The 22,151-nt window shown below is 65.4% G+C and carries 18 protein-coding genes and 1 pseudogene; 4 read left to right on the top strand and 15 right to left on the bottom strand.

Annotated elements, in window-relative coordinates; all coding sequences use genetic code 11:
- Positions 1–233 precede the first annotated feature (233 nt).
- Positions 234–1,349, top strand: a pseudogene (locus BM031_RS20345) (MerR family transcriptional regulator); the annotation flags it as partial.
- On the opposite strand, the gene BM031_RS20340 reads toward BM031_RS20345, so the two are convergent.
- The gene (locus BM031_RS20340; RefSeq protein ID WP_091876384.1) at positions 1,295–1,780 is read right to left on the bottom strand and encodes an Lrp/AsnC ligand binding domain-containing protein; all 486 of its coding nucleotides are present in this window, start codon (positions 1,778–1,780) and stop codon (positions 1,295–1,297) included. The pseudogene BM031_RS20345 and the gene BM031_RS20340 sit on opposite strands and share 55 nt — an antisense overlap.
- Positions 1,781–1,887: 107 nt before the next feature.
- Between BM031_RS20340 and BM031_RS20335 the strand changes: the two genes are divergently transcribed.
- Both BM031_RS20335 and alr read left to right on the top strand, forming a co-directional pair.
- Positions 1,888–3,177 carry a D-amino acid dehydrogenase gene (locus BM031_RS20335; protein WP_091876383.1) on the top strand — a complete coding sequence of 430 codons (1,290 nt, stop codon included), beginning with the start codon at positions 1,888–1,890 and terminating at the stop codon, positions 3,175–3,177.
- Positions 3,178–3,184: 7 nt separating this feature from the next.
- Positions 3,185–4,288, top strand: a complete 1,104-nt coding sequence (gene alr / locus BM031_RS20330; protein ID WP_091876382.1) for an alanine racemase — start codon at positions 3,185–3,187, stop codon at positions 4,286–4,288.
- 198 nt (positions 4,289–4,486) lie between these two features.
- Here the strand turns inward: alr and secA are convergent, their stop codons facing one another.
- A complete protein-coding gene (gene secA / locus BM031_RS20325; protein WP_091876381.1) occupies positions 4,487–7,273 on the bottom strand; it encodes a preprotein translocase subunit SecA in 2,787 nt (928 codons plus the stop codon).
- A 283-nt stretch (positions 7,274–7,556) separates the two neighbouring features.
- Between secA and BM031_RS20320 the strand changes: the two genes are divergently transcribed.
- Positions 7,557–8,021 (top strand): DciA family protein, encoded by a 465-nt coding sequence (locus tag BM031_RS20320; protein WP_229409069.1) that lies wholly within the window; start codon positions 7,557–7,559, stop codon positions 8,019–8,021.
- 182 nt (positions 8,022–8,203) lie between these two features.
- On the opposite strand, the gene lpxC is transcribed toward BM031_RS20320, so the two are convergent.
- The 13 genes from lpxC to mraY form a co-directional block, all read right to left on the bottom strand.
- Positions 8,204–9,139 (bottom strand): UDP-3-O-acyl-N-acetylglucosamine deacetylase, encoded by a 936-nt coding sequence (gene lpxC / locus BM031_RS20315; protein WP_091876379.1) that lies wholly within the window; start codon positions 9,137–9,139, stop codon positions 8,204–8,206.
- 50 nt (positions 9,140–9,189) lie between these two features.
- Positions 9,190–10,032: a DMT family transporter gene (locus BM031_RS20310; RefSeq protein ID WP_091876399.1), complete on the bottom strand. Its 843-nt coding sequence runs from the start codon at positions 10,030–10,032 to the stop codon at positions 9,190–9,192.
- Between the two features lie 35 nt (positions 10,033–10,067).
- Positions 10,068–10,517 (bottom strand): GNAT family N-acetyltransferase, encoded by a 450-nt coding sequence (locus BM031_RS20305; RefSeq protein ID WP_091876378.1) that lies wholly within the window; start codon positions 10,515–10,517, stop codon positions 10,068–10,070.
- A 48-nt stretch (positions 10,518–10,565) separates the two neighbouring features.
- Positions 10,566–11,069 carry a peroxiredoxin gene (locus BM031_RS20300; protein WP_091876377.1) on the bottom strand — a complete coding sequence of 168 codons (504 nt, stop codon included), beginning with the start codon at positions 11,067–11,069 and terminating at the stop codon, positions 10,566–10,568.
- Positions 11,070–11,374: 305 nt separating this feature from the next.
- Positions 11,375–12,571 (bottom strand): cell division protein FtsZ, encoded by a 1,197-nt coding sequence (ftsZ, locus tag BM031_RS20295; protein ID WP_091876376.1) that lies wholly within the window; start codon positions 12,569–12,571, stop codon positions 11,375–11,377.
- 171 nt (positions 12,572–12,742) lie between these two features.
- Positions 12,743–13,975, bottom strand: coding sequence for a cell division protein FtsA (ftsA, locus tag BM031_RS20290; protein WP_091876375.1), 1,233 nt, complete (start codon positions 13,973–13,975; stop codon positions 12,743–12,745).
- Positions 13,976–13,988: 13 nt separating this feature from the next.
- Entirely contained in the window at positions 13,989–14,813 is an 825-nt protein-coding gene (locus tag BM031_RS20285) for a cell division protein FtsQ/DivIB (RefSeq protein WP_091876374.1), read from the bottom strand.
- Between the two features lie 6 nt (positions 14,814–14,819).
- Complete coding sequence (locus BM031_RS20280; protein ID WP_091876373.1) at positions 14,820–15,800, bottom strand: D-alanine--D-alanine ligase; 981 nt, start codon at positions 15,798–15,800, stop codon at positions 14,820–14,822.
- The gene (murC, locus tag BM031_RS20275; protein WP_091876372.1) at positions 15,797–17,185 is read right to left on the bottom strand and encodes a UDP-N-acetylmuramate--L-alanine ligase; all 1,389 of its coding nucleotides are present in this window, start codon (positions 17,183–17,185) and stop codon (positions 15,797–15,799) included. The genes BM031_RS20280 and murC overlap by 4 nt, the downstream gene beginning before the upstream one ends.
- Positions 17,182–18,267: an undecaprenyldiphospho-muramoylpentapeptide beta-N-acetylglucosaminyltransferase gene (gene murG / locus BM031_RS20270; RefSeq protein WP_229409068.1), complete on the bottom strand. Its 1,086-nt coding sequence runs from the start codon at positions 18,265–18,267 to the stop codon at positions 17,182–17,184. Before murG ends, murC begins: the two co-directional genes overlap by 4 nt.
- On the bottom strand, positions 18,264–19,481 hold the full coding sequence (gene ftsW / locus BM031_RS20265) for a putative lipid II flippase FtsW (protein ID WP_091876371.1): 1,218 nt from the start codon (positions 19,479–19,481) through the stop codon (positions 18,264–18,266). Before ftsW ends, murG begins: the two co-directional genes overlap by 4 nt.
- Positions 19,481–20,977, bottom strand: a complete 1,497-nt coding sequence (gene murD / locus BM031_RS20260; protein WP_091876370.1) for a UDP-N-acetylmuramoyl-L-alanine--D-glutamate ligase — start codon at positions 20,975–20,977, stop codon at positions 19,481–19,483. The genes ftsW and murD overlap by 1 nt, the downstream gene beginning before the upstream one ends.
- A 3-nt stretch (positions 20,978–20,980) precedes the next feature.
- A complete protein-coding gene (mraY, locus tag BM031_RS20255; RefSeq protein WP_091876369.1) occupies positions 20,981–22,150 on the bottom strand; it encodes a phospho-N-acetylmuramoyl-pentapeptide-transferase in 1,170 nt (389 codons plus the stop codon).
- Between the last annotated feature and the right edge of the window lies 1 nt (position 22,151).

Raw genomic sequence — 22,151 nt, 5'->3', positions numbered from 1 at the left:
CCCGCCACCAGCACAAGGGGAGGTGAACGGATGGGCTCGTGTCCAAATGTCAGACCTGACCCCGATTTGCGATTTGACTGCCAGCGATGATGGCAGGTGGGCTTATCGCTTCTTTTTTTTCGCGGCAGCCACGTAGTCGCTTGACCCTCACGCTAGGTGAGGCACCACAGTGTTTGCATGCATGAAGAACAGGGAGACAGGAAATGTTGAAATTGGCATAACTCGCGGCACGCGCCGGACTGACGGTCCGCACGCTGCACCATTACGACAGCATCGGCCTTCTCTGTCCTTCTGCGCGTTCCGATGCCGGCTATCGCCTCTACCACCGCGACGACGTGGCGCGCCTGCAGCAGATCCAGGCCCTGCGCACGCTCGGCATGGCGCTGGCCGACATCGGGGCTTACCTGGACAGCCCGGCAGCCTCGCCGATGGCCATCGTCGAGCGCCAGCTCGCGCGCCTCGACCGGCAGATCGCGGAAGCGGCGCGCATGCGCGAGCAACTGCTGCGCCTGCGCACGCAACTGGCAAACGGCGAGCATCCTGAGCTGTCCATCTGGCTAACCACTTTGGAGCAGATGACTATGTACGAGCAATACTTTTCAAAAGAGGAGCTGGCCCGCCTGCCGCTCTATCAGGATCCCGCAGCGCAGGCCGAATGGCAGCACCTGGTCGCACACGCTCAGTCCCTGATAACGAGCGGCGTGGTGCCCGACGCGCCGCAAGCAAAGACCTTCGCCGTGCGCTGGTTGGAACGGCTGGAGCGCGACAGCGGCGGGAACCCGGCCTTCGTCCTGCAGCTAACGGCGATGACCTCGCAGGACCCGCGGGCGCAGAAGGAGTTCGGTCTGTCGCCTGTGCTGCTGGACTATATGCGCACTGTGATTGCCGAACTGCGCTTCGACATCTACGCACGCTACTTGCCACCCGAAACGGTGGCGCGCATGCGCTCCCACGAGAAGGCGCATGCGGACCACTGGATCGAGCTGGCGGTAAAGGTGCGCGCCTGCATGGCGGCGGATCCGGCTGCACGATCGGACGAAGCGCTGGCACTGGCGCGCCAATGGTTCGCGCTGTTCACGGGCATGGTCGGCGACGCGCCGGAGGTGGTCGAACAGTTCCGCCGCGCCTCCAGCACCGAACCGATGCTGCGCCTCGGCACGGGCATCGGCGACGATGTCATCGCCTTCCTGCGCCGCGCCATGGCGCGCCTGCAGGCATCACCGACAGGTCGGGGCCGGGCGCACGGACAGATGAGCTCGTGTCCAAATGTCAGACCTGACCCCGAAGTTGTCGTTCAGCGCGGGATCGACAGCGCCAGCGTTTCCTTCAGTTCTTCCATCACCACGTAGCTCTTCGATTGGCCGGCGTCGGCCACGTGCAGGATTTCGCCGAGCAGGCGGCGGTATTCGGACATTTCGGGGATGCGGGCCTTGATCAGGTAGTCGAAGTCGCCCGACACCAGGTGGCACTCCATGACCTCCGGAATGGCCAGCATCGCGCGGCGGAAGCGGTCAAACGCTTTTTCGGACTTCTGGTGCAGGGTGATTTCCACGAACACCAGGATCTGCAGGCCCATCGCCTGCGGATTGACGCGCGCGTGGTAGCCGGTGATCACGCCGTCGCGCTCCATGCGCTTGACCCGTTCGATGCAGGGCGTGAGCGACAGGCCCACCTGCTCGGCCAGGTCTTTCATCACCATGCGCGCGTCGACCTGCAGGATCGACAGGATGTGGAGGTCGATCTTGTCGAGCACACGGTTCGAGTTCTTTTGGACGCGCATGATTTTTCACTGAAAACCTGTGTAATAACAGGATCAATTATTCCACCATGCGCGGTAGTATGGCAATCTTTTCTAAAACCCGATTCTTTACGGACTTCAGGAACTCTATGCGCGTTCTCGTACTGGGCAGCGGCGTGGTCGGCGTGACCACGGCTTATTACCTGGCCAAGGCTGGCCACGACGTCACCGTCATCGACCGTCAACCCGGCCCCGCCCTGGAGACGAGCTTCGCCAACGCGGGCCAGATCTCGCCCGGCTACGCGTCGCCGTGGGCCGCGCCGGGCATCCCCCTGAAGGCCGCGAAATGGCTGTTCCAGCGCCACGCGCCGCTGGCGATCCGCCCGGACGGCACGCTGTTCCAGCTCGAATGGATGTGGCAGATGGTCCGCAACTGCACCGCCGACCGCTATGCGGTCAACAAGGAGCGCATGGTGCGCCTGGCCGAGTACAGCCGCGATTGCATCCGCGAGCTGCGCGCCGAGACCGGCATCGCCTACGAAGGCCGCACCCTGGGCACCGTGCAGCTGTTCCGCACCCGCCAGCAGCTCGAAAGCGCGGCCAAGGACATCGAGATCCTGAAGCAGGCCGGCGTCGAATACGAACTGCTGCAGGGCCGCGAACTGGGCCAGGCCGAGCCGGCGCTGGGCCAGCACGCAAGCCTGGTAGGCGGCCTGCGCCTGCCGAACGATGAAACCGGCGACTGCCAGCTGTTCACCACCCGCCTGACCGCGATGGCGCGCGACCTGGGCGTGCGCTTCGAGTTCGACACCGAGATCGACGAGCTACTCACCAGCGGCGACCAGATCACCGGCGTGCGCACCGGCCAAGGCGTCGTCACCGCCGACCGCTACGTGCTGGCGCTGGGCAGCTATTCGCGCCTGCTGCTGAAAAACTTCTTCGACCTGCCGGTCTACCCGCTCAAGGGCTACTCGATCACCGTGCCGATCACCGACGCCAGCCGCGCGCCGATGTCGACCATCCTGGACGAGACCTACAAGATCGCGGTGACCCGCTTCGAAGACCGCATCCGCGTGGGCGGCATGGCCGAAATCGCCGGCTACAGCAAGTACCTGAACCCGGCGCGCCGCGAGACCCTGGAAATGGTCGTCAACGACCTGTTCCCGGGCGCCGGCGACACCAGCCGCGCCAGCTTCTGGACCGGCCTGCGCCCGATGACGCCGGACAGCACCCCGGTGGTCGGCGCCACCCCGCTGCGCAACCTCTTCCTCAACACCGGCCACGGCACCCTGGGCTGGACCATGGCCTGCGGCTCGGCCAGCGTCATCGCCGACCTGGTGAGCGGCAAGAAACCGGCCATCCGCGCCGACGACCTGGCGGTGTTCCGCTACGCCGGCGCAGAGCAGCGCGGCGCCGCGCCGGAACTGGTCAAGGCGTAAGCGCTGCATGGTGGTTTCGGTAGAGCCGTCCCGCGCCGGGGCGGTGCTGACGGTCGACCTGGGCGCGGTGCGGGCCAACTACCGGCAGCTGGCCGGCATGTCCGCGGCCACCTGCGCCGCCGTCATGAAGGCCGATGCCTACGGGCTCGGGATGGCGCAGGTGGCGCCGGCATTAGCAAGCGAAGGCTGCCGCGTGTTCTTCACGGCCCACCTGGATGAAGGCATCCGCCTGCGTCCCCTGCTCCCCGCAGATTGCACGATCTACGTATTGCATGGCCCACCGCCTGGCACCGCGCACGACTGCTTCCAGCATGGGGTGGTTCCTGTCCTGAACGATCCCGCGCAATTGCAGGAATGGCGCGCGCTCGCCGCTACACTTGGCCGGGAGCTGCCGGCGGCGATCCAGCTCGATTCCGGCATGTCGCGCATGGGGATTTCGCCCGCCGACCTGGCGGCGCTGTCCGCAGGCCGCGACTGGCTTGCGGGCGTGCGGCCAAGGCTCGTCATGAGCCATCTCGCCTGCGCCGACGAACCGCATCACCCGATGAACGACGCGCAGCGCGGCCGTTTCGACAGCCTGCGCGCGCTGTTCCCCGGCGTGCCGGCCAGCCTGGCCAATTCGTCGGGCATTTTTCTTGCGCCTGCTTACCACTACGACCTGCTGCGCCCGGGCGCCGCGCTGTACGGGATCAACCCGCAGCCGGGCGCACCCAATCCCCTGCGCCAGGCGGTGTCGCTGCATGCGCGCATCGTGCAGGTGCGGACCGTGCGCGACGGCGATGTCGTCGGCTATGGGGCGCACCACGTGGTCGCCGGGGAGCGCAGGATCGCGACCGTGGCGGTGGGGTATGCGGATGGGTGGCTGCGCTCGCTGTCGGGGCGGGGCTATGCCTTCGTCGATGGGGTCAAGGTGCCGGTGGTCGGGCGGGTGTCGATGGACAGCATGGGGCTGGATGTGACGGGGATTGCGCCGGAGCGGGTGGCGCCGGGGTGTGAGGTGGAGCTGATGGGGGTTTCGCATCCCATCGATGATGTCGCGGCGCTGGCGGGGACGATTGGGTATGAGGTGTTGACGCGCTTGGGTTCGCGGTTTAATCGGCGCTATCTTTAAGCGGGCAAACTTGGGTTCCGGCCTTCGCCGGAACGACGGTCTTGAGGTAAGTGGCAGGGGTCGCGCTGCCGACCATTCAAACACACCGAACCAACGTCGTCCCGGCGCAGGCCGGGACCCAATTTCGTCGCCCATCACGAACAAAAAAACGGCCAGGTCATCACCCCGGCCGTTTCCTTTTTTACCCCATCACAGCAATCACGCCAGCTTCCCGTGACACTGCTTGAACTTCTTCCCGCTACCGCAAGGGCAAGGATCGTTGCGCCCGACCTTCACGCCCATGTAGGTGCTGTGGTCTTCGGCCGATACCGCTTCTTCTCCGCCACGACCCACCGGGTTCGGGTTGAGCAGCTCTTCCGGCGCCGCCGACGGGTTGAAGTCGGCGTGCTGGTAGTTGATGTTTTCCAGCTGCGCCGCCTGGGCCGCCATCGCCGCTTCGGCCGCGTCGACTTCTTCGCGGCTCTGGATGCGGACCGTCATGATGGTGCGGATCACTTCGTTCTTGATCTGGTCCAGCATGCTGCTGAACAGCTCGAAGGCTTCGCGCTTGTATTCCTGCTTCGGGTTCTTCTGCGCATAGCCGCGCAGGTGGATGCCCTGGCGCAGGTGGTCCAGCGCCGCGAGGTGTTCGCGCCAGTGGGTGTCCACGCTTTGCAGCATGACGTTGCGCTCGAAGCCGCCGAAGGACTCCTTGCCGACCACGCCGACCTTGGTGTCGTACGACGTTTCGGCCGCCTTGAGCACGCGCTCGAGGATGTCGTCGTCGTTCAGGTTCGGCTCGTCCTTCAGGATCTGCTGCAGCGGCACCGGCAGGTTCCATTCGGCCGCCAGCACCGATTCCAGCGATGGCACATCCCACTGCTCTTCGACCGATTCGGCCGGCACGTGGGTGCGCACCAGGTCGGTGAACACGCCGGCGCGCAGCGAGACGATCAGGTCGGTCATCTCGACCGATTCGAGCAGCTCGTTACGCTGGGTGTAGATCACCTTGCGCTGGTCGTTGGCGACGTCGTCGTATTCCAGCAGCTGCTTGCGGATGTCGAAGTTGCGGGCCTCGACCTTGCGCTGGGCGGTCTCGATCGAGCGGGTCACGATGCCCGCCTCGATCGGCTCGCCTTCCGGCATCTTCAGGCGTTCCATGATCGAACGCACGCGGTCGCCCGCGAAGATGCGCAGCAGCGGATCGTCCAGGCACAGGTAGAAGCGCGAGGAACCCGGGTCACCCTGGCGGCCCGAACGGCCGCGCAACTGGTTGTCGACCCGGCGCGATTCGTGGCGCTCGGTACCGATGATGTGCAGGCCGCCGGCATTGACCACGTGGTCGTGCAGCGACTGCCATTCGTCGCGCAGGGTCTGCGACTGGGACGCCTTGTCGGCGTCGCTCAGCGCGGCATTCGCTTCGATCAGCTGGATCTGCTTCTCGACCATGCCGCCCAGGACGATGTCGGTACCACGGCCGGCCATGTTGGTGGCGATGGTGATCATCTTCGGACGGCCGGCCTGGGCGATGATTTCCGCCTCCCTGGCGTGCTGCTTGGCGTTCAGGACGTTGTGCGGCAGCCCGGCCTTGGTCAGGATGCCGGACAGGAGTTCCGAGTTCTCGATCGAGGTCGTCCCCACCAGCACCGGCTGGCCGCGCTCGTAGCAGTCGCGGATGTCGGTCAGCATCGCGTTGTACTTCTCTTCGGACGACTTGTAGACCTGGTCCTGGCGGTCCTTGCGCTGCGACGGCTTGTTCGGCGGGACGACCACGGTCTCGAGGCCGTAGATCTCCTGGAATTCGTAGGCTTCGGTATCGGCCGTGCCGGTCATGCCGGACAGCTTCGAGTACATGCGGAAGTAGTTCTGGAAGGTGATCGAGGCCAGGGTCTGGTTCTCGTTCTGGATGCGCACGCCTTCCTTGGCTTCCACCGCCTGGTGCAGGCCGTCGGACCAGCGGCGGCCGGTCATGAGGCGGCCGGTGAATTCGTCGACGATCACCACTTCATTGTTCTGCACCACGTAGTGCTGGTCCTTGTGGTACAGGACGTGGGCGCGCAGCGCCGCATACAGGTGGTGGACCAGGGTGATATTGGCGGCGTCGTACAGCGACGCGCCTTCCGGCAGCAGGCCCCACTGGGTCAGGATGCGCTCGGCGTTTTCGTGGCCGCTTTCCGTCAGCAGCACGGTGTGCGCTTTCTCGTCCTTCAGGTAGTCGCCCGGAACTTCGATCTGGCCCTTGCCGTCCGGGGTTTCCTCGCCCACCTGCAGGGTGAGCAGCGGCGGCAGCTCGTTCAGGCGCTGGTACAGGTCGGTGTGGCTCTCGGCCTGGCCGGAAATGATCAAAGGGGTACGCGCTTCGTCGATCAGGATCGAGTCGACTTCATCGACCACGGCGAAATTCAGGCTGCGCTGCACGCGTTCGCGGGCGTCGTAGACCATGTTGTCGCGCAGGTAGTCGAAACCGAATTCGTTGTTGGTGCCGTAGGTGATGTCCGAGGCGTAGGCGGTCTGCTTGCTGTCGTGGTCGAGCTGCGACAGGTTCACGCCGGTGGACAGGCCGAGCCAGCCGTACAGGCGGCCCATCGACTCGGCATCGCGCTGCGCCAGGTAATCGTTGACGGTAATGACGTGCACGCCCTTGCCGGCCAGGCCGTTCAGGTAGACCGGCAGGGTTGCCATCAGGGTCTTGCCCTCACCCGTGCCCATTTCGGCAATCTTACCCTGGTGCAGGACCATGCCGCCGATCAGCTGCACGTCGAAGTGGCGCATCTTCATGACGCGCTTGGCGGCTTCGCGGCAGACGGCGAAGGCTTCCGGCAGGATGTCGTCGAGCGTCTCGCCCTTGCCCAGGCGGTCCTTGAATTCAGGCGTCTTCGCCTGGAGCTCGGCGTCAGACAGCTTTTCCATCTGCGGCTCGAGCGCGTTGATCTGACGCACGGTCTTGTGGTATTGCTTGAGCAGACGCTGGTTACGGCTGCCGAAAATCTGGGTCAGGAATGACATGCTAACTCTACAAAAAATACGCCGCGAAAAGAGCCTGAGGGGACGGGACAACACATCCGCCGAAGACCGCCTATGGCAAAAAGCTACTGATTTTATCATGCGATCCGGCCACACTTGGGGACAATGGGCAGGATAACAAGACTGCTGATGGGCAGAATGTTATCAAATTGCATCGTCCGGCACGCATCCAGGCGCGTGCGCGGCAAGCATCTTCCGGATTTGCGCGCTTTGCGCGGGGTTTATGCTATGTTGCGGGCATACTTATTCGCCCTCATCTCCCCCAGTGCACATCTACGGTACCAAGAACCGGCAGACCTCGGTCATTGCGACGGATTTCCTGCGCAAGAACGACCGCATGGCCAGCCTGCTGCCCGCCGCCATGCGCATGGCGCGGCTGCAGTCGGACTGCGCCGCGATCCTGCCCATCCTGGCCGGCAACACCGACGTGATCTCGTTCCAGGACGGCGCGCTGGTGCTGGCCGTCCCGAGCTCGGCAGTGGCCGCGCGCATGAAGCAGATGGCGCCCAAGCTGCAGGCCGCACTGCTGGAACGCGGCTGGCAGGTGGAATCGGTCAAGCTCAAGGTGCAAGTGGCGCGCGCCATGCCGGCCAAGCCGGAAATGCGCACCCTGGAACTGCCGCCGACGGCGGTGCAGGCGTTCGAAGAGCTGGCGGAGTCGCTGGATGACAGCAAGCAGAACAAGGAGCTGGTGGCGGCGTTGAGGAGGTTGGCGGAGAAGCGGCGCTGAGCTTCTTCCGTGGCTGAAGGCTAAGTTAGCGGGTTGCAACGAACTTGGCGGGAACAACGTGCATATGGCGCGGGCCTCAACGAAGTTCCGTTATCCTTGAGACCGTCGTACCGGCGAAGGCCGAAATGATGCCACCGGCATCATTTCGCCCAATTTTGCATGCACACCCTAATCGCCAGCACTTACGTCTGCGCCCACTCCCGCGTCATCTGCCTGATATACGACGGCGGCGCATCCACCAGCGCGTCAAACGACACGACCTCGTACGCATCCGGCTGCGCCAACAGGCTGCGCAGCAGCTCGTTGTTCAGCGCGTGCCCCGATTTGTGCGCCGTGTAGCTCGCCAGCAGCGGGTGCCCGACCATGTACAAGTCGCCAATCGCATCCAGGATCTTGTGCCGCACGAACTCGTCTTCGTAGCGCAGCCCGTCCGCGTTCAGGATGCGGTACTCGTCCATCACGATCGCATTTTCCAGCGAGCCGCCGCGCGCCAGCCCCAGGCCGCGCAGGGTTTCGACGTCCTGCATGAAGCCGAAGGTGCGCGCGCGGGCCACGTCGTGCACATAGGAGACGTCGCCGAAATCGACCAGCGCGCGCTGCATGGTGCCGTCCACCGCCGGGTGGTTGAATTCGATGAAGAAGTCGAGCTTGAAGCCGTCGTGCGGCGACAGCCGCGCCCATTTCTCCTGGGCGCCGCTACCGTGGCGCACTTCGACGTCCTTGAGCACGCGAATGAATTTCTTCGGCGCGTCCTGCTCTTCCAGGCCGGCCTGCTGCAGCAGGTAGACGAAGGAAGCGGCCGAGCCGTCCATGATGGGGATTTCTTCGGCCGTCACATCGACCGTCAGGTTGTCGATGCCCAGGCCGGCGCAGGCCGACATCAGGTGCTCGACGGTGGAGACGCGCGCGCCGTCCTTGATCAGGACCGTGGCCATGCGCGTTTCGCCCACCACGTCGGCGGCAGCCGGGATGGCGACGATCGGGTCGTAGTCGACGCGGCGGAAGGTGATGCCGGCGCCTGGCGCGGCCGGGCGCAGGGTCAGTTCGACCTTGGTGCCCGAGTGCACGCCCACACCGGTGGTGCGGACGACCTGTTTGATGGTTCGTTGTTTCAGCATCCGCCGATTATAGCCCAGCGCTTTTGACGGCGCTGACGGCCCTCCCCGGTTCAGGGATGGTCGGATTCGACGTGCACTTTTTCGTGGCGGATCAGATACAGGCCGCTGCCGATGATGATTGCCGCCCCTACCAGGGTGTAGCTGTCGGGCAGGGTTTGCCACAGCAGCCAGTCCAGCCCCACGGCCCAGGCCAGCGCCGTGTATTCGAAGGGCGCCACCTTCGAGGCCTCGCCCTGGGCAAATGCTTCGGTAATGGCCAGCTGGCCGACGAAGCCGGTGAGGGCCAGTCCCGCCAGCAGCGGCGCATCCGCCATCCGCATCGCCACCCAGCCGGGCGCCGCCAGCGCGCTCGCGCCGATCGCCACCATCACCATCAGCCAGAACACCATGTGCTCGTTGCGGTCGGTGCGGGCCAGCAGGCGCACGGTGATGGCCGAGACGGCGTACATGGCCGCCGCGCCCAGGATCGCCAGCCCGCCGATGGTGAGGAAACCGGCGCCGGTCGGACGCAGCACCACCAGCACGCCAAGCAGGCCCACCGCGATCGCGATCCAGCGCGCAATGCCCACCTTCTCTTTCAGGAACCAGACCGACAGCGCCGTGATGATGGCCGGCGCGATGAAGAAGATCGAATAGGCCTCGGCCAGCGACAGCTTGCGGATGCCGAAGGCGAAAAAGGTCAGCATGGCGATGCCCAGCACCGCGCGCAGCAGGTGCAGCGGCCAGCGGATGCGGAAGATGTCGCCGTAACCCACCTTGAGGCCCACGTAGACGGCCACCAGCGGCAGCGAGGTGAGCGAGCGCAGCGCCGCCACCTGGATCGCCGGGTAGCGCGCGGTGAGCAGCTTCATCACCGTGTCCATCATGGCGAACATGAAGACGGCCAGCACCATCGCGTAGATGCTGTACAGGTTGCCGGCGGGCCGCTTCACAGGGATTTTTCCATGAACAGGCTCAAGGGGTCTGGCTGGTAGCCGCCGAAGGCCTCGATGCGCTCGAAACCCGCGCGCTCGTACAAGCCGATCGCCTCCGGCTGGTGGATGCCGGTTTCCAGCTTCAATACGCGCACGCCCGCCATGCGCGCGAACATCGCCAGGTGCTCCAGCAGCTTGCGCCCGGTACCGAGGCCGCGCCGCGCTTCGTCGACGTACATGCGCTTGATCTCGCCGTAGCCGTCGCGCTTGACCAGCGCCGCGCAGCCCACCGCGCGCCCGTCCACGTCGCGCGCGACCAGGAACAGCACGTCGCCATTCAACAGCGAAGCGATGTCCATCAGGTGGTTCGATTCGGCCGGATACAGCGCCGCACAGTAGGCGTCGAGCCGGTCCAGCATGGCCCGGACTTCGGGCTGGTCGGGGGATTCGGTATGGATGTTCATCTGATCAAAAAACGGCGCCGCGGCGCCGTTTGCACAGGGGCGGAAAGCTTAGCCCAGTTGTTCCAGCATTTTTTCCGCGCTCGAGACTTCGAACCCGGCGGTTTCCACGTTCAGCTGTTTCACGACGCCGTCTTCGACCAGCATCGAGTAGCGCTGCGAGCGGGTGCCCATGCCGTGCTTCGAGAAGTCGGCGTCCAGGCCCAGGGCCTTCGAGTAGGCGGCGTTACCGTCGGCCATCATGCGCACGATGCCGGTGGCTTTCTGGTCGCGGCCCCAGGCGCCCATCACGAAGGCGTCGTTCACCGAGATGCACCAGATTTCATCGACACCCTTGGCCTTGAGCGCGTCGGCTTGCGCGACATAACCCGGCACATGCTGGGCCGAGCAGGTCGGCGTGTAGGCGCCCGGCAGGCCGAAGATGACGATCTTCTTGCCCTTGGCCAGTTCGCTGACCTCGAAATTGTTCGGGCCGAGCGAGCAGCCTGCGGTTTCGGTTTCGATGAATTCCGACAGGGTGCCTGCCGGCAGGCGATCGCCGATCTGGATGGTCATGGGGTGCTCCTTCATGTGTTTTGAGAATCTGGCAATTATCGCCGATGTGGGAATGGCGTGCTGAAGATGCGCCAAGTGAGTTTTGAAAGCACCACTACATTCAGCACCGTCGTCCCGGCGAAGGCCGGGACCGAATTTGTGTGCGTACCACTACAGCATGCGCTGGGGGTGCGGTGCCGACCTGGGTCCCGGCCTGCGCCGGGACGACGGATCAAGGGGTGAAGGTACCAAATAACGCAAACGGTACGCACCAAAGAAAAAAGGCCAGCTTCCGCTGGCCCCTCTTACTTCAGGCGACTAAAAAATCAGTCCGCCTGCTTGCGCAGGAACGCCGGAATATCATACGTCTCCACACCATTACGCTGCATCGCCTGCACCTGCTCCGATGCCTGCTCGCGGCGCCACACTGCTGGCTGCTTCATGCCGCCCAGTGCGTCGCTGCTGGCCGAGCCCATGGCCAGGCCGCCGGCAATCGCCGAGGAACCCGCCATCACCGGCGCATTGTAGGTGCCGGTCTTGAGCATCTGCTGCGGCTGCACCAGGGTCATCTTCTTGTTCTTGCCCAGGCCCGTCGCGACCACGGTCACGCGGATCTCGTCGCCCATCGCGTCGTCGTAGGCGATGCCCTGGGCGATCGAGGCGTCGGGAGCGGCAAAGGCGCGCACGGCGGCCATGACTTCCTTGATCTCTTTACCCTTGAGGCCACGCGAAGCGGTGACGTTGACCAGCACGCCCTTGGCGCCCGACAGGTCGATGCCGTCCAGCAGCGGCGAAGCCACGGCCTGTTCGGCGGCGATGCGTGCGCGGTCGACGCCGGCGGCGGTGGCGGTGCCCATCATGGCCTTGCCCTGCTCGCTCATGATGGTCTTGACGTCGTTGAAGTCGACGTTGATGTGGCCCGGGACGTTGATGATCTCGGCGATACCGGCCACCGCGTTGTTCAGGACGTCGTCGGCGTGCTTCATCCAGTCGAGCATCGATTCGTCTTCGTAGATGTCTTCCAGTTTTTCGTTCAGGATGACGATCAGCGAGTCGACGTGCTTGGTCAGTTCTTCCAGGCCGGCTTCCGCCACCTGCATGCACTTGTCGCCTTCGTAGGAGAACGGCTTGGAGACCACGGCAACGGTCAGCGCACCCATGCTCTTGGCCACTTCCGCGACGATCGGGGCGGCGCCGGTACCGGTGCCGCCGCCCATGCCTGCGGCGATGAAGACCATGTGCGCGCCGCGCAGCGCATCTTCGATGCGGGTGCGCGACTGCTCGGCGAGCTGGCGGCCGACTTCAGGACGCATACCGGCGCCCAGGCCCGATTCGCCGATCTGGATGATGTTGTTCGCGCCGGACACCGCGAGTGCCTGCGCATCCGTGTTTGCGGCGATGAACTCGACACCGGACACACCTTTATTGATCATGTGCTGAACCGCGTTGCCGCCGGCGCCGCCGACGCCGACAACTTTGATGACGGTTCCCAGTGCTGCGTTATCGACCATATCGAACTCCATGATGAACTCCTAATTTTCTGATGCCGCCTCCGTTGCGGGGATTTGCCAGGCCCCTGGACAGGCCCCGCAACCGGAAGTAGCGATTGTATTTAAAAACTCTTGACCCGTGAGCGATTTGTTGCAGTCGTACTAAAATTTTTCGTGCCTGTTTCAGCCACCGGCTTCAGTGACTTAGAAATTCCCTGCTATCCATTCCTTCATGCGCTGCCACACTGCCTTCACAGAACCATCCTGACGCGTGACGATGTGCCCGCGCAGGTATTGCTTCTTCGCTTCCAGCAGCAGGCCGAGCACCGTGGCGTAGCGGGGGCTGCGCACGACGTCGGCCAACTGGCCGCGGTAGTCCGGCGTGCCGAGGCGCGCCGGTTTGAGGAAAATGTCTTCGGCCATTTCGATCATGCCGGGCATGATCGAGCTGCCGCCGGTGAGCACGATGCCCGACGAGAGCACGCCCTCGTAGCCGGACTCGCGCACCACCGTGTGCACCATCGCAAACAGTTCTTCGACGCGCGGCTCGATCACGGCCGCCAGCGCCTGGCGGGACAGCGCGCGCGGGCCGCGGTCGCCCAGCCCCGGCACTTCGAGCGTCTCGCCCGGGTCGGCCAGCACCTGCTTGGCCACGCCGTAGCGGATCTTGATGTCTTCCGCCTCGCCGGTGGGCGTGCGCAGGGCCATCGCGATGTCGCTGGTGATCTGGTCGCCGGCGATCGGCAGCACCGCGGTGTGGCGGATCGCCCCGTCCGAGAACACGGCGATGTCGGTGGTGCCGCCGCCGATATCGATCAGGACCACGCCCAGCTCTTTTTCATCGGTCGTCAGGACCGAATCGGCCGAGGCCATCGGCTGCAGGATCAGGTCCGAAACCTCGAGCCCGCAGCGGCGGACGCACTTTACTATGTTCTGCACCGCCGACACCGCACCGGTGACGATGTGCACCCGCACTTCCAGGCGGATGCCGCTCATGCCGATCGGCTCGCGCACGTCTTCCTGGTTGTCGACGATGAATTCCTGCGGCACCGTGTGCAGCAATTGCTGGTCGGTCGGGATGTTGACCGCCTTGGCGGTCTCGATCACCCGCGCCACATCGGTGGCGGTGACTTCCTTGTCCTTGATCGCAACCATGCCGCTCGAATTGAACGAACGGATATGGCTGCCGGCGATGCCAGCATAGACATTCCGGATCTTGCAGTCGGCCATCAGCTCCGCTTCCTCGAGCGCGCGCTGGATCGACTCGACGGTGGCCTCGATGTTGACGACCACGCCTTTCTTCAATCCTTTCGACTCGTGCTGACCGAGGCCGATCACCTCGTGGCGTCCATCGGACATCACCTCGGCCACCACCGCCACCACCTTCGAGGTGCCGATGTCGAGGCCGACGATCAGGTTCTTCGCGTCTTTTGTCATTGCTGTTGCCTGCTTATGTTTGCTTGGTTGTCTTGTTGATCGGGCTTGGTTTCTTCTTTACTGCTTTGACAGGCTTGGTGGCGTCCACCGGTACATTCAATGACGCCGAGGACAGCGCCAGCCCGTTCGGGTAGCGCATGTCGATGGTGTCGATGCGTCCTTCCGTCAGCCGCGCGACCAGCTGCGGGTAGACGCCGACCAGGCGCTGCACGCGCTTCTTCAGCGTGTCGCGTTCCTGCTCGCGCCCCAGGGCCACGCTCATGCCGTTGTCCAGCTTGACGGTCCAGGCATAGCGCTCGGACAGCGACAACGCCTGCGGCACCAGCGCCACCGGCGCGAACTGCGAACGCAGCTCGGTGAAGCGGGCCAGCACTTCCTTCTCGCTGCCGCGCGGGCCGTCGAAGGCCGGCAGCTCGTGGTCGTCGTCGGCCTCGGCCAGGTTGGCGGTAAATACATCGCCCTTGACCGACAGCAGGCGGCCGTCCTCGCCCCAGGTGCCGAGCGCTTCGTGTTCTTCGACGTCGACGATCAGCTGGTTCGGCCATTCGCGCCGCACCGTGGCGCGCCGCACCCATGGCACGGTCTCGAACGTCGCCCGCACCCCCTCCAGGTCGGTGGTGAAGAAGTTGCCGCGGATCTTGCCGATCACGCCATTGCGCACCGTGAGTTCGTTCACGTGGCGCAGCGGGATGTCGTACATGCTCTCCACCGTCACCGCCTGCAGCGAGAACATGGGACGCTGCGACAGCCACCACACGCCGGACGCGAGACCGGCGAGCACCGTCAACGCCACCAGGCTGCTGGCGGTCGTGTTGAGGGTGCGGACGTCATGCCACATTGCGGCTTAGCCTTTCGCTTTCGGCATTTTCAGGCGGCTTGATGCCAGAATTTCCAGGCACAGGTCTTCGTAGCTGATGCCCACCGCACGCGCGGCCATCGGCACCAGCGAGTGCGAGGTCATGCCGGGCGAGGTATTCACCTCCAGCAGGAAGGGACGCATGTCCGATTCGCGCACCAGCACGTCGACCCGGCCCCAGCCTTCGCAGCCGAGCGCGCGGTAGGCGTTCACGGCGTGGCGCTGGATCTCCTCGGTCAGCACGTCGTCGAGCTGCGCCGGGCAGTGGTACAGGGTGTCGTCGGTGAAGTACTTGTTCTGGTAGTCGTAGTTGCCTTCCGGGGCCACGATCTCGACGATCGGCAGGGCGCGGGCGGTCTTGCCGGTGCCCAGCACGGCGACGGTGAACTCGCGGCCGGTGACGAATTCCTCGGCCAGCACCACCTCGTCGAAGCCGGCCGCCAGGTCGACCGCGGCCTTGAGTTCCTCGGCCTTGTTGACCTTGGTGATGCCGATGGTCGAGCCTTCCAGTGGCGGCTTGACGATCAGCGGCAGGCCGAGCGCGACCAGCACTTCGTCGAGGTCGGTAGACGCATCGATGGCCATGTAGTCCGGGGTCGGGATCTCGTCGATCTTCCAGATCTTCTTGGTGGTGATCTTGTCCATGCCCACCGACGACGCCATGACGCCGCTGCCGGTGTAGGGAATGCCGAGCTGCTCGAGCGCGCCCTGCAGGCTGCCGTCTTCGCCGTAGCGTCCGTGCAGCGCGATGAACACGCGGTCAAAATGCTGGTCGGCCAGTTCGGCCAGGCTTTGGGTGCCCGGGTCGAAGGGATGGGCGTCGACGCCGCGGCTTTGCAGGGCGGCCAGGACGCCGGTGCCGGACATGATCGATACGTCGCGTTCGGCGGAGCGGCCGCCGAACAGCACGCCCACTTTGCCGAGGCTTGCCGGGTCGAAGCTGGAATCAGGTGCGTTCACAGTATTCATGCCTTTGTATTGGTCAGTTGGTGCGGGACGCCGCTGATCGAGCCGGCGCCCATGGTGATGACGACGTCGCCGTCGCGCGCCGCATCCAGGATGGCGGTGGGCATGTCGGCGATCGCCTCGACAAAAATCGGTTCGACCTTGCCGCCGGTGCGCAGCGCGCGCGCCAGGGCGCGGCCGTCGGCGGCCACGATCGGCGCTTCGCCGGCCGGGTAGACGTCGGCCAGCAGCAGCACGTCCGGGGTGGCCAGCACCTTGACGAAGTCTTCGAACAGGTCGCGCGTGCGGCTGTAGCGGTGCGGCTGGAAGGCCAGCATCAGGCGTCGGCCCGGGTAGGCGGCGCGCGCGGCGGCCAGGGTCACTTCGGTTTCCACCGGGTGGTGGCCGAAATCGTCGACCAGCGTAAAACTGCCGCCGTTCGGCAGGGCGATGTCGCCATAGCGGGTGAAGCGGCGGCCGACGCCGCGGAATTCGAGCAGGCCCTGGGCCGTGGCTTCGTCGCTGACGCCGATTTCGCGCGCGATCGCCACCGCCGAGCAGGCATTGAGCACGTTGTGCAGGCCAGGCTGGTTCAGCACGAACTTGGTGTCCGGGTAGCCCTGCTGGCGCACGGTGAAGTGCATGTGCACGCCGTCGGCGTAGGCGTCCATGGCGCGCACTTCGGCTTCTTCCGAGAAGCCGTAGGTGGTCACCGGTTTCGTTACCTGCGGCAGGATCGAGCGTACGTGCTGGTCGTCGATGCACAGCATCGCGCGGCCGTAGAACGGCAGGCGGTGGGTGAAGTGCACGAAGGCCGCCTTGAGCTTTTCGAAATCGTGCTCGTAGGTGTCCATGTGGTCGGCGTCGATGTTGGTGATCACCTCGATCATCGGCGACAAATTCAGGAAGGAGGCATCCGACTCATCGGCTTCGGCCACGATGTAGTCGCCCTGCCCCAGCTTGGCGTTGGCGCCGGCCGCGGTCAGCTTGCCGCCGATGACAAAGGTCGGGTCCATGCCGCCCTGGGCCAGCACCGAGGCAACCAGGCTGGTGGTGGTGGTCTTGCCGTGGGTGCCGGCAATGGCGATGCCGCGCTTCAGGCGCATCAGTTCACCGAGCATGATCGCGCGCGGCACCACCGGCACCTTGGCGGCGCGGGCGGCCACCACTTCCGGGTTGGCTTCGTTGACGGCGGTCGAGGTCACGACGACGTTCGCGCCGGTCACGTGCTCGGCCGAGTGGCCGGTATACACGCGCGCGCCCAGTTCGGCCAGGCGCTGGCTGGCCGCATTGCTCGACAGGTCGGAACCCGACACGTTGTAGCCGAGATTGAGCAGCACTTCGGCGATGCCGCTCATGCCGCTGCCGCCGATGCCCACGAAGTGGATGTTCTTGATCTTGTGTTTCATTGTTCTTGTTGTCCGGCTAGTCGTTCGAGTTCACGTGCGATTGCTTCATTGGCATCGCGCTTGCCGACGCCGTAGGCCGCCTGCGCCATCGCGGCGCAGTCCTCGCGCGTCGTGCGTTGCAAGAGGCTTGCCAGCCCCTGCGGATGGAGTTCGCCCTGCGGCAGGTAGACGGCCGCCTTCTGGCCCGCCATCCAGACCGCGTTGTCGCGCTGGTGGCTGGTGGTGCTGGCGACAAACGGCACCAGCACGCTGGCCACGCCGGCCGCCGTGAGTTCCGACACCGTGATGGCGCCGGCGCGGCAGATTACCAGGTCGGCAGCGGCGTAGCTGGCCGCCATGTCGTCGATGAAGTCGACCACGTCGGCAGCCACGCCAGCCTGCGCATAGGCGGCGCGCAGGGCGTCGATGTTCTTCTTGCCCGACTGGTGGGTGACGACCGGGCGCACGGCCGGGGCGATCATCGCCAGTGCGGCCGGCACGCTGTCGTTGAGCACCTTGGCGCCCAGGCTGCCGCCCACCACCAGGATGCGCAGCGGGCCGCTGCGGCCGGCGAAGCGCGCGCCTGGTTGCGGCAAATCGAGGATCTGCTGGCGCACCGGGTTGCCGGTGACGACCGCCTTGCCGGCGGCCTTGCCGAAATCGGCCGGGAAGCCGAACAGCACGCGCTGGGCGATCGGGGCCAGGGTCTTGTTCGACAGCAGCAGCGCCGCATCGGCGTTGATCAGGGCCAGCGGCACGCCGCGCGAGCGCGCCATCATCCCGCCCGGCACCGTCACGTAGCCGCCCATGCCCAGCACCACGTCGGGCTTGCGCGCGCCGATGTAGCGGCGGCAGGTGAGGAAACTGGCGGCCATCTTGAAGGCGCCGGTGACCGTGTGCATCAGGCCCTTGCCGCGCAGGCCGGCGAAGTCGATGCTGTCCATCGGGATGCCGGCTTTCGGCACCAGTTCGGTTTCCATGCCGTGCGCGGTGCCCAGCCACGACACCTCCCAGCCGCGCGCGCGCATGGTCTGCGCGATCGCGATGCCGGGGAAGATGTGGCCGCCGGTGCCGGCCGCCATGATCATCAGGCGCTTGCTCATGAGCGGCCCCCGCGCATGCGCACCCGGTTTTCGTAGTCGATGCGCAGCAGGATCGCCAGGCCGATGCAGTTGAACATCACGCCCGAGCCGCCAAAGCTCATCAGGGGCAGGGTCAGGCCCTTGGTCGGCAGCAGGCCCAGGTTCACACCCATGTTGATGAAGGTCTGCACGCCGATCCAGATGCCGATCCCTTTCGCGGCCAGGCCGGCGAAGGTCTGGTCCAGGGCGATGGCCTGGCGGCCGATGTCGAAGGCGCGCTTGACCAGCCAGTAGAACATCGCGATCACCACCAGCACGCCGGCCAGGCCGAGTTCTTCGCCGATCACGGCCATGATGAAGTCGGTGTGCGCTTCCGGCAGGTAGAACAGCTTCTCGACGCTGCCGCCCAGGCCAACGCCAAAAAACTCGCCGCGCCCGAAAGCGATCAGCGAGTGGGTCAGCTGGTAAGCCTTGTCCAGCGCATTGCCCTGCTCCCAGGGGTCGAGGTAGGCGAACATGCGGGCCCGCCGGAACGGCGACAGCGCGATGATGGCCGTGAAAATCACCACCAGCAGCGCGCCAATGCCGCCGAACCAGATGATGTTGATCCCGCCCAGGAACAGGATGCCCATGGCGATGCAGACGATCACGCCGAAGGCGCCGAGGTCGGGCTCCATCAGCAGCAGGCCGCCGACCAGGCCGATCGCGACCATCATCGGCAGGAAGCCCTTGGTCAGCTTGTGCATGTATTCCTGCTTGCGCACCGTGAAGTCGGCCGCGTACAGCACGGCGGCGATCTTCATGATCTCGGACGGCTGCAGGTTCATGACCTTCAGCGGCAGCCAGCGGCGCGCGCCGTTCACGGTCACCCCGATGCCCGGGATCAGGACGATCGCCAGCAGCACCAGGGTGACGATGAACATCATCGGCGCGTATTTCTGCCACACCGCCACCGGCACCTGGAAGGCGACGGCGGCGGCCACCATCGAGACGATGATGTACATCGACTGGCGGTACAGGAAGTATTCGTTCTTGTCGTTCAGGTAGGCGAACTTGGGCGAATCGGGCAGCGCGATCGAGGCCGAATACACCATCACCAGGCCAAACAGCATCAGCAGCACGGTGACCCAGACCAGCGGCTGGTCGTAGTCCATCATCTTCGACGGACGGCTGCGCGCCGCGATGGTCGCGTCGCTGGAAGAGCCGGAGAACTTGAACGGAATCTGGAATGGCATCAGATCTCCTGCCCCTTCTCCAGGGCGATGTCGCGCACGGCGTCGACAAACACCTGTGCGCGGTGCGCATAGTTGGTGAACATGTCCAGGCTGGCGCAGGCCGGCGACAGCAGCACGGCGTCGCCCGCGCGCGCCAGGCCGGCGGCGCGCTGCACCGCTTCCGGCAAACCAGGCAGGTCGAACAACGGCACGCCGGTCGGTTCGATGGCCGCGCGCACGGCGGGCGCATCGCGGCCGATCAGCAACACGGCGCGCACGTAGCGCGAGGCGGGCAGCGCCAGCGGCGCGAAGTCCTGGCCCTTGCCGTCGCCGCCGGCGATCAGGAGGATCTGCTGGTCTTCGCCGGCAAAGGCCTTGCCCAGGCCTTCCAGTGCGGCCACCGTAGCGCCGACATTGGTGCCCTTGCTGTCGTCGTAGAAGTCGACGCCATCGATGCTGGCGACCAGCTCCACGCGGTGCGGCTCGCCCGCGTATTCGCGCAGGCCGTGCAGGAGCGGGGCCAGCGGCAGGCCGCAGGCGCGGCACAGGGCCAGCGCCGCCAGCGCGTTGGAGGCATTGTGCAGGCCGCGGATCTTCAGCGCATCGGCCGGCATCAGGCGGTTGACGCTCACTTCCACTGGGGCCGGCGCCTCGCCTTTTTTCAGTTTCTTGAGGGGCTCGTCATCGCTGGCGACCGCATTGGCCAGCCACAACACGCCGCGCTCATTGAGCAGGCCGAAGCTGTTCGCTTCCACCGGCTCGCCGGTGCCGAAGGTATAGACCGGCGCATCGGCGGCCATGCGCATCACTCGTGCATCGTCGCGGTTGAGCACGCGCACGGTGTCGCTGCCGAAGATGCGCGCCTTGTCCGCCGCGTAGGCATCCATGCTGCCATGCCAGTCGAGGTGGTCCTGGGTCAGGTTGAGCACCGTGGCCGCATCGGCCTGCAGGCTGAAAGTGGTGTGCAGCTGGAAGCTGGACAGCTCCAGCACCCAGGCTTGCGGCAGCTCGTTCGCGTCCAGGCTTTCCCTCAGCACGTCCAGCGCGGCCGGGCTGATATTGCCGGCCACGCGCGTGCTCAGGCCCGCGCGGCGGCACAGCAGGCCGGTGAGGCTGGTGACCGTGGTCTTGCCGTTGGTGCCGGTAATCGCGATGACTTTCGGCGCATAACCGGTGTCAAGGCGCAGCTGCGCGAGCGCCTGCGCGAACAGTTCGATCTCGCCCCAGACGGGGATGTCGCGCTCGCGCGCGGCCGGGGTGATCGCGGCCAGTTCGCGCTCCGGCGCCAGGCCTGGGCTGACAGCGACGAAGTCCACGCCGTCGAGCAAGGCAGCGCCAAATTCACCGCCGACGAATTCGGCGTTCGGCAGCGCCTGGCGCAGGGCGAACAGGCGCTGCGGCTCGGTGCGGGTATCGGCCACGCGCACGCGTGCGCCGCCCCGCGCCAGCCATTGCGCCATCGCCAGCCCGGATTCACCCAGGCCCAGCACCAATGCGGATTTGCCTTCGTAGTTCATTCTTCAGCGCAGCTTCAGGGTAGACAGGCCAACCAGGACCAGCATCATGGTCACGATCCAGAAGCGGACCACGACCTTGGTCTCTTTCCAGCCTTTTTGTTCAAAGTGGTGGTGCAGCGGCGCCATCAGGAACACGCGGCGCCCGGCGCCGTAGCGCTTCTTGGTGTACTTGAACCAGGTCACCTGGATGATCACCGACAGGGTCTCGGCCACGAACACGCCGCCCATGATGAACAGGACGATTTCCTGGCGCACGATGACGGCGATGGTGCCGAGCGCGCCGCCCAGCGCCAGCGCGCCGACGTCGCCCATGAACATCTGGGCCGGGTGCGCGTTGTACCACAGGAAGGCCAGGCCCGCGCCCGCCATCGCGCCGCAGAAGATCAACAGCTCGCCCGCGCCCGGGATGTAGGGAATGAGCAGGTATTTCGAGAAGGTCGCGCTGCCGGTCAGGTAGGCGAACAGGCCCAGGGCGCCGCCCACCATCACGGTCGGCATGATCGCCAGGCCATCGAGGCCGTCGGTGAAGTTGACGGCATTGCTGGAACCGACGATGACGCAGTAGGTCAGCGCAATGAAGCCCCACACGCCCAGCGGATAGCTGATCGACTTGAAGAAGGGGACGATCAGGTCGGCCTTCGGGGGCAGCGTCATCGAGAAGCCCGACTGCACCCATGCATAGAACAGCTGCAGCACTTCCCACGGATTCTTGGCCGAGACCGAGAACGCCAGGTAGAGCGCCGAGGTGATGCCGACCAGCGACATCCAGAAATACTTCTCGCGCGAGCGCATGCCTTCCGGGTCCTTGTAGACCACCTTGCGGTAGTCGTCGACCCAGCCGACCGCGCCGAAGCCCATGGTCACGACCAGCACCGGCCAGATCAGGCGGTTCGACAGGTCGCACCACAGCAGGGTCGAGATGCCGATCGAGATCAGGACCAGCACGCCGCCCATGGTCGGGGTCCCGTGCTTGGCCAGGTGGGTCTGCGGACCGTAGGTACGCACCGCCTGGCCGACTTTCAGGGCGGTCAGCTTGCGGATCACGGCCGGACCGCAGACCAGGCCGATCGCAATCGCGGTGATGGTGGCGAACACCGCGCGGAAGGTGATGTAGTTAAAAACGCGCAAAGGACCGATGTAGTCCTGGAAGTATTGGGCGAGCCAGAGCAGCATA

Source organism: Massilia yuzhufengensis (assembly GCF_900112225.1).
Classification (GTDB): Bacteria; Pseudomonadota; Gammaproteobacteria; order Burkholderiales; family Burkholderiaceae_D; genus Telluria; species Telluria yuzhufengensis.
Note: the sequence above shows the minus strand (reverse complement) of the source record. Positions and strands in the feature narration are given on the sequence as shown.

What these genes read in the sequence shown, in the direction of transcription:
- BM031_RS20335 (WP_091876383.1), top strand. Translation starts at nt 1,888, where the DNA reads ATGCGCGTTCTCGTACTGGGCAGCGGCGTGGTCGGCGTGACCACGGCT.
- BM031_RS20340 (WP_091876384.1), bottom strand. Translation starts at nt 1,780, where the DNA reads ATGCGCGTCCAAAAGAACTCGAACCGTGTGCTCGACAAGATCGACCTC.
- ftsA (WP_091876375.1), bottom strand. Translation starts at nt 13,975, where the DNA reads ATGACAAAAGACGCGAAGAACCTGATCGTCGGCCTCGACATCGGCACC.
- murD (WP_091876370.1), bottom strand. Translation starts at nt 20,977, where the DNA reads ATGAACTACGAAGGCAAATCCGCATTGGTGCTGGGCCTGGGTGAATCC.
- BM031_RS20285 (WP_091876374.1), bottom strand. Translation starts at nt 14,813, where the DNA reads ATGTGGCATGACGTCCGCACCCTCAACACGACCGCCAGCAGCCTGGTG.
- ftsW (WP_091876371.1), bottom strand. Translation starts at nt 19,481, where the DNA reads ATGCCATTCCAGATTCCGTTCAAGTTCTCCGGCTCTTCCAGCGACGCG.
- BM031_RS20300 (WP_091876377.1), bottom strand. Translation starts at nt 11,069, where the DNA reads ATGACCATCCAGATCGGCGATCGCCTGCCGGCAGGCACCCTGTCGGAA.
- alr (WP_091876382.1), top strand. Translation starts at nt 3,185, where the DNA reads ATGGTGGTTTCGGTAGAGCCGTCCCGCGCCGGGGCGGTGCTGACGGTC.
- BM031_RS20280 (WP_091876373.1), bottom strand. Translation starts at nt 15,800, where the DNA reads ATGAATACTGTGAACGCACCTGATTCCAGCTTCGACCCGGCAAGCCTC.
- mraY (WP_091876369.1), bottom strand. Translation starts at nt 22,150, where the DNA reads ATGCTGCTCTGGCTCGCCCAATACTTCCAGGACTACATCGGTCCTTTG.
- murG (WP_229409068.1), bottom strand. Translation starts at nt 18,267, where the DNA reads ATGAGCAAGCGCCTGATGATCATGGCGGCCGGCACCGGCGGCCACATC.
- BM031_RS20310 (WP_091876399.1), bottom strand. Translation starts at nt 10,032, where the DNA reads ATGGTGCTGGCCGTCTTCATGTTCGCCATGATGGACACGGTGATGAAG.
- BM031_RS20305 (WP_091876378.1), bottom strand. Translation starts at nt 10,517, where the DNA reads ATGAACATCCATACCGAATCCCCCGACCAGCCCGAAGTCCGGGCCATG.
- ftsZ (WP_091876376.1), bottom strand. Translation starts at nt 12,571, where the DNA reads ATGGAGTTCGATATGGTCGATAACGCAGCACTGGGAACCGTCATCAAA.
- murC (WP_091876372.1), bottom strand. Translation starts at nt 17,185, where the DNA reads ATGAAACACAAGATCAAGAACATCCACTTCGTGGGCATCGGCGGCAGC.
- secA (WP_091876381.1), bottom strand. Translation starts at nt 7,273, where the DNA reads ATGTCATTCCTGACCCAGATTTTCGGCAGCCGTAACCAGCGTCTGCTC.
- lpxC (WP_091876379.1), bottom strand. Translation starts at nt 9,139, where the DNA reads ATGCTGAAACAACGAACCATCAAACAGGTCGTCCGCACCACCGGTGTG.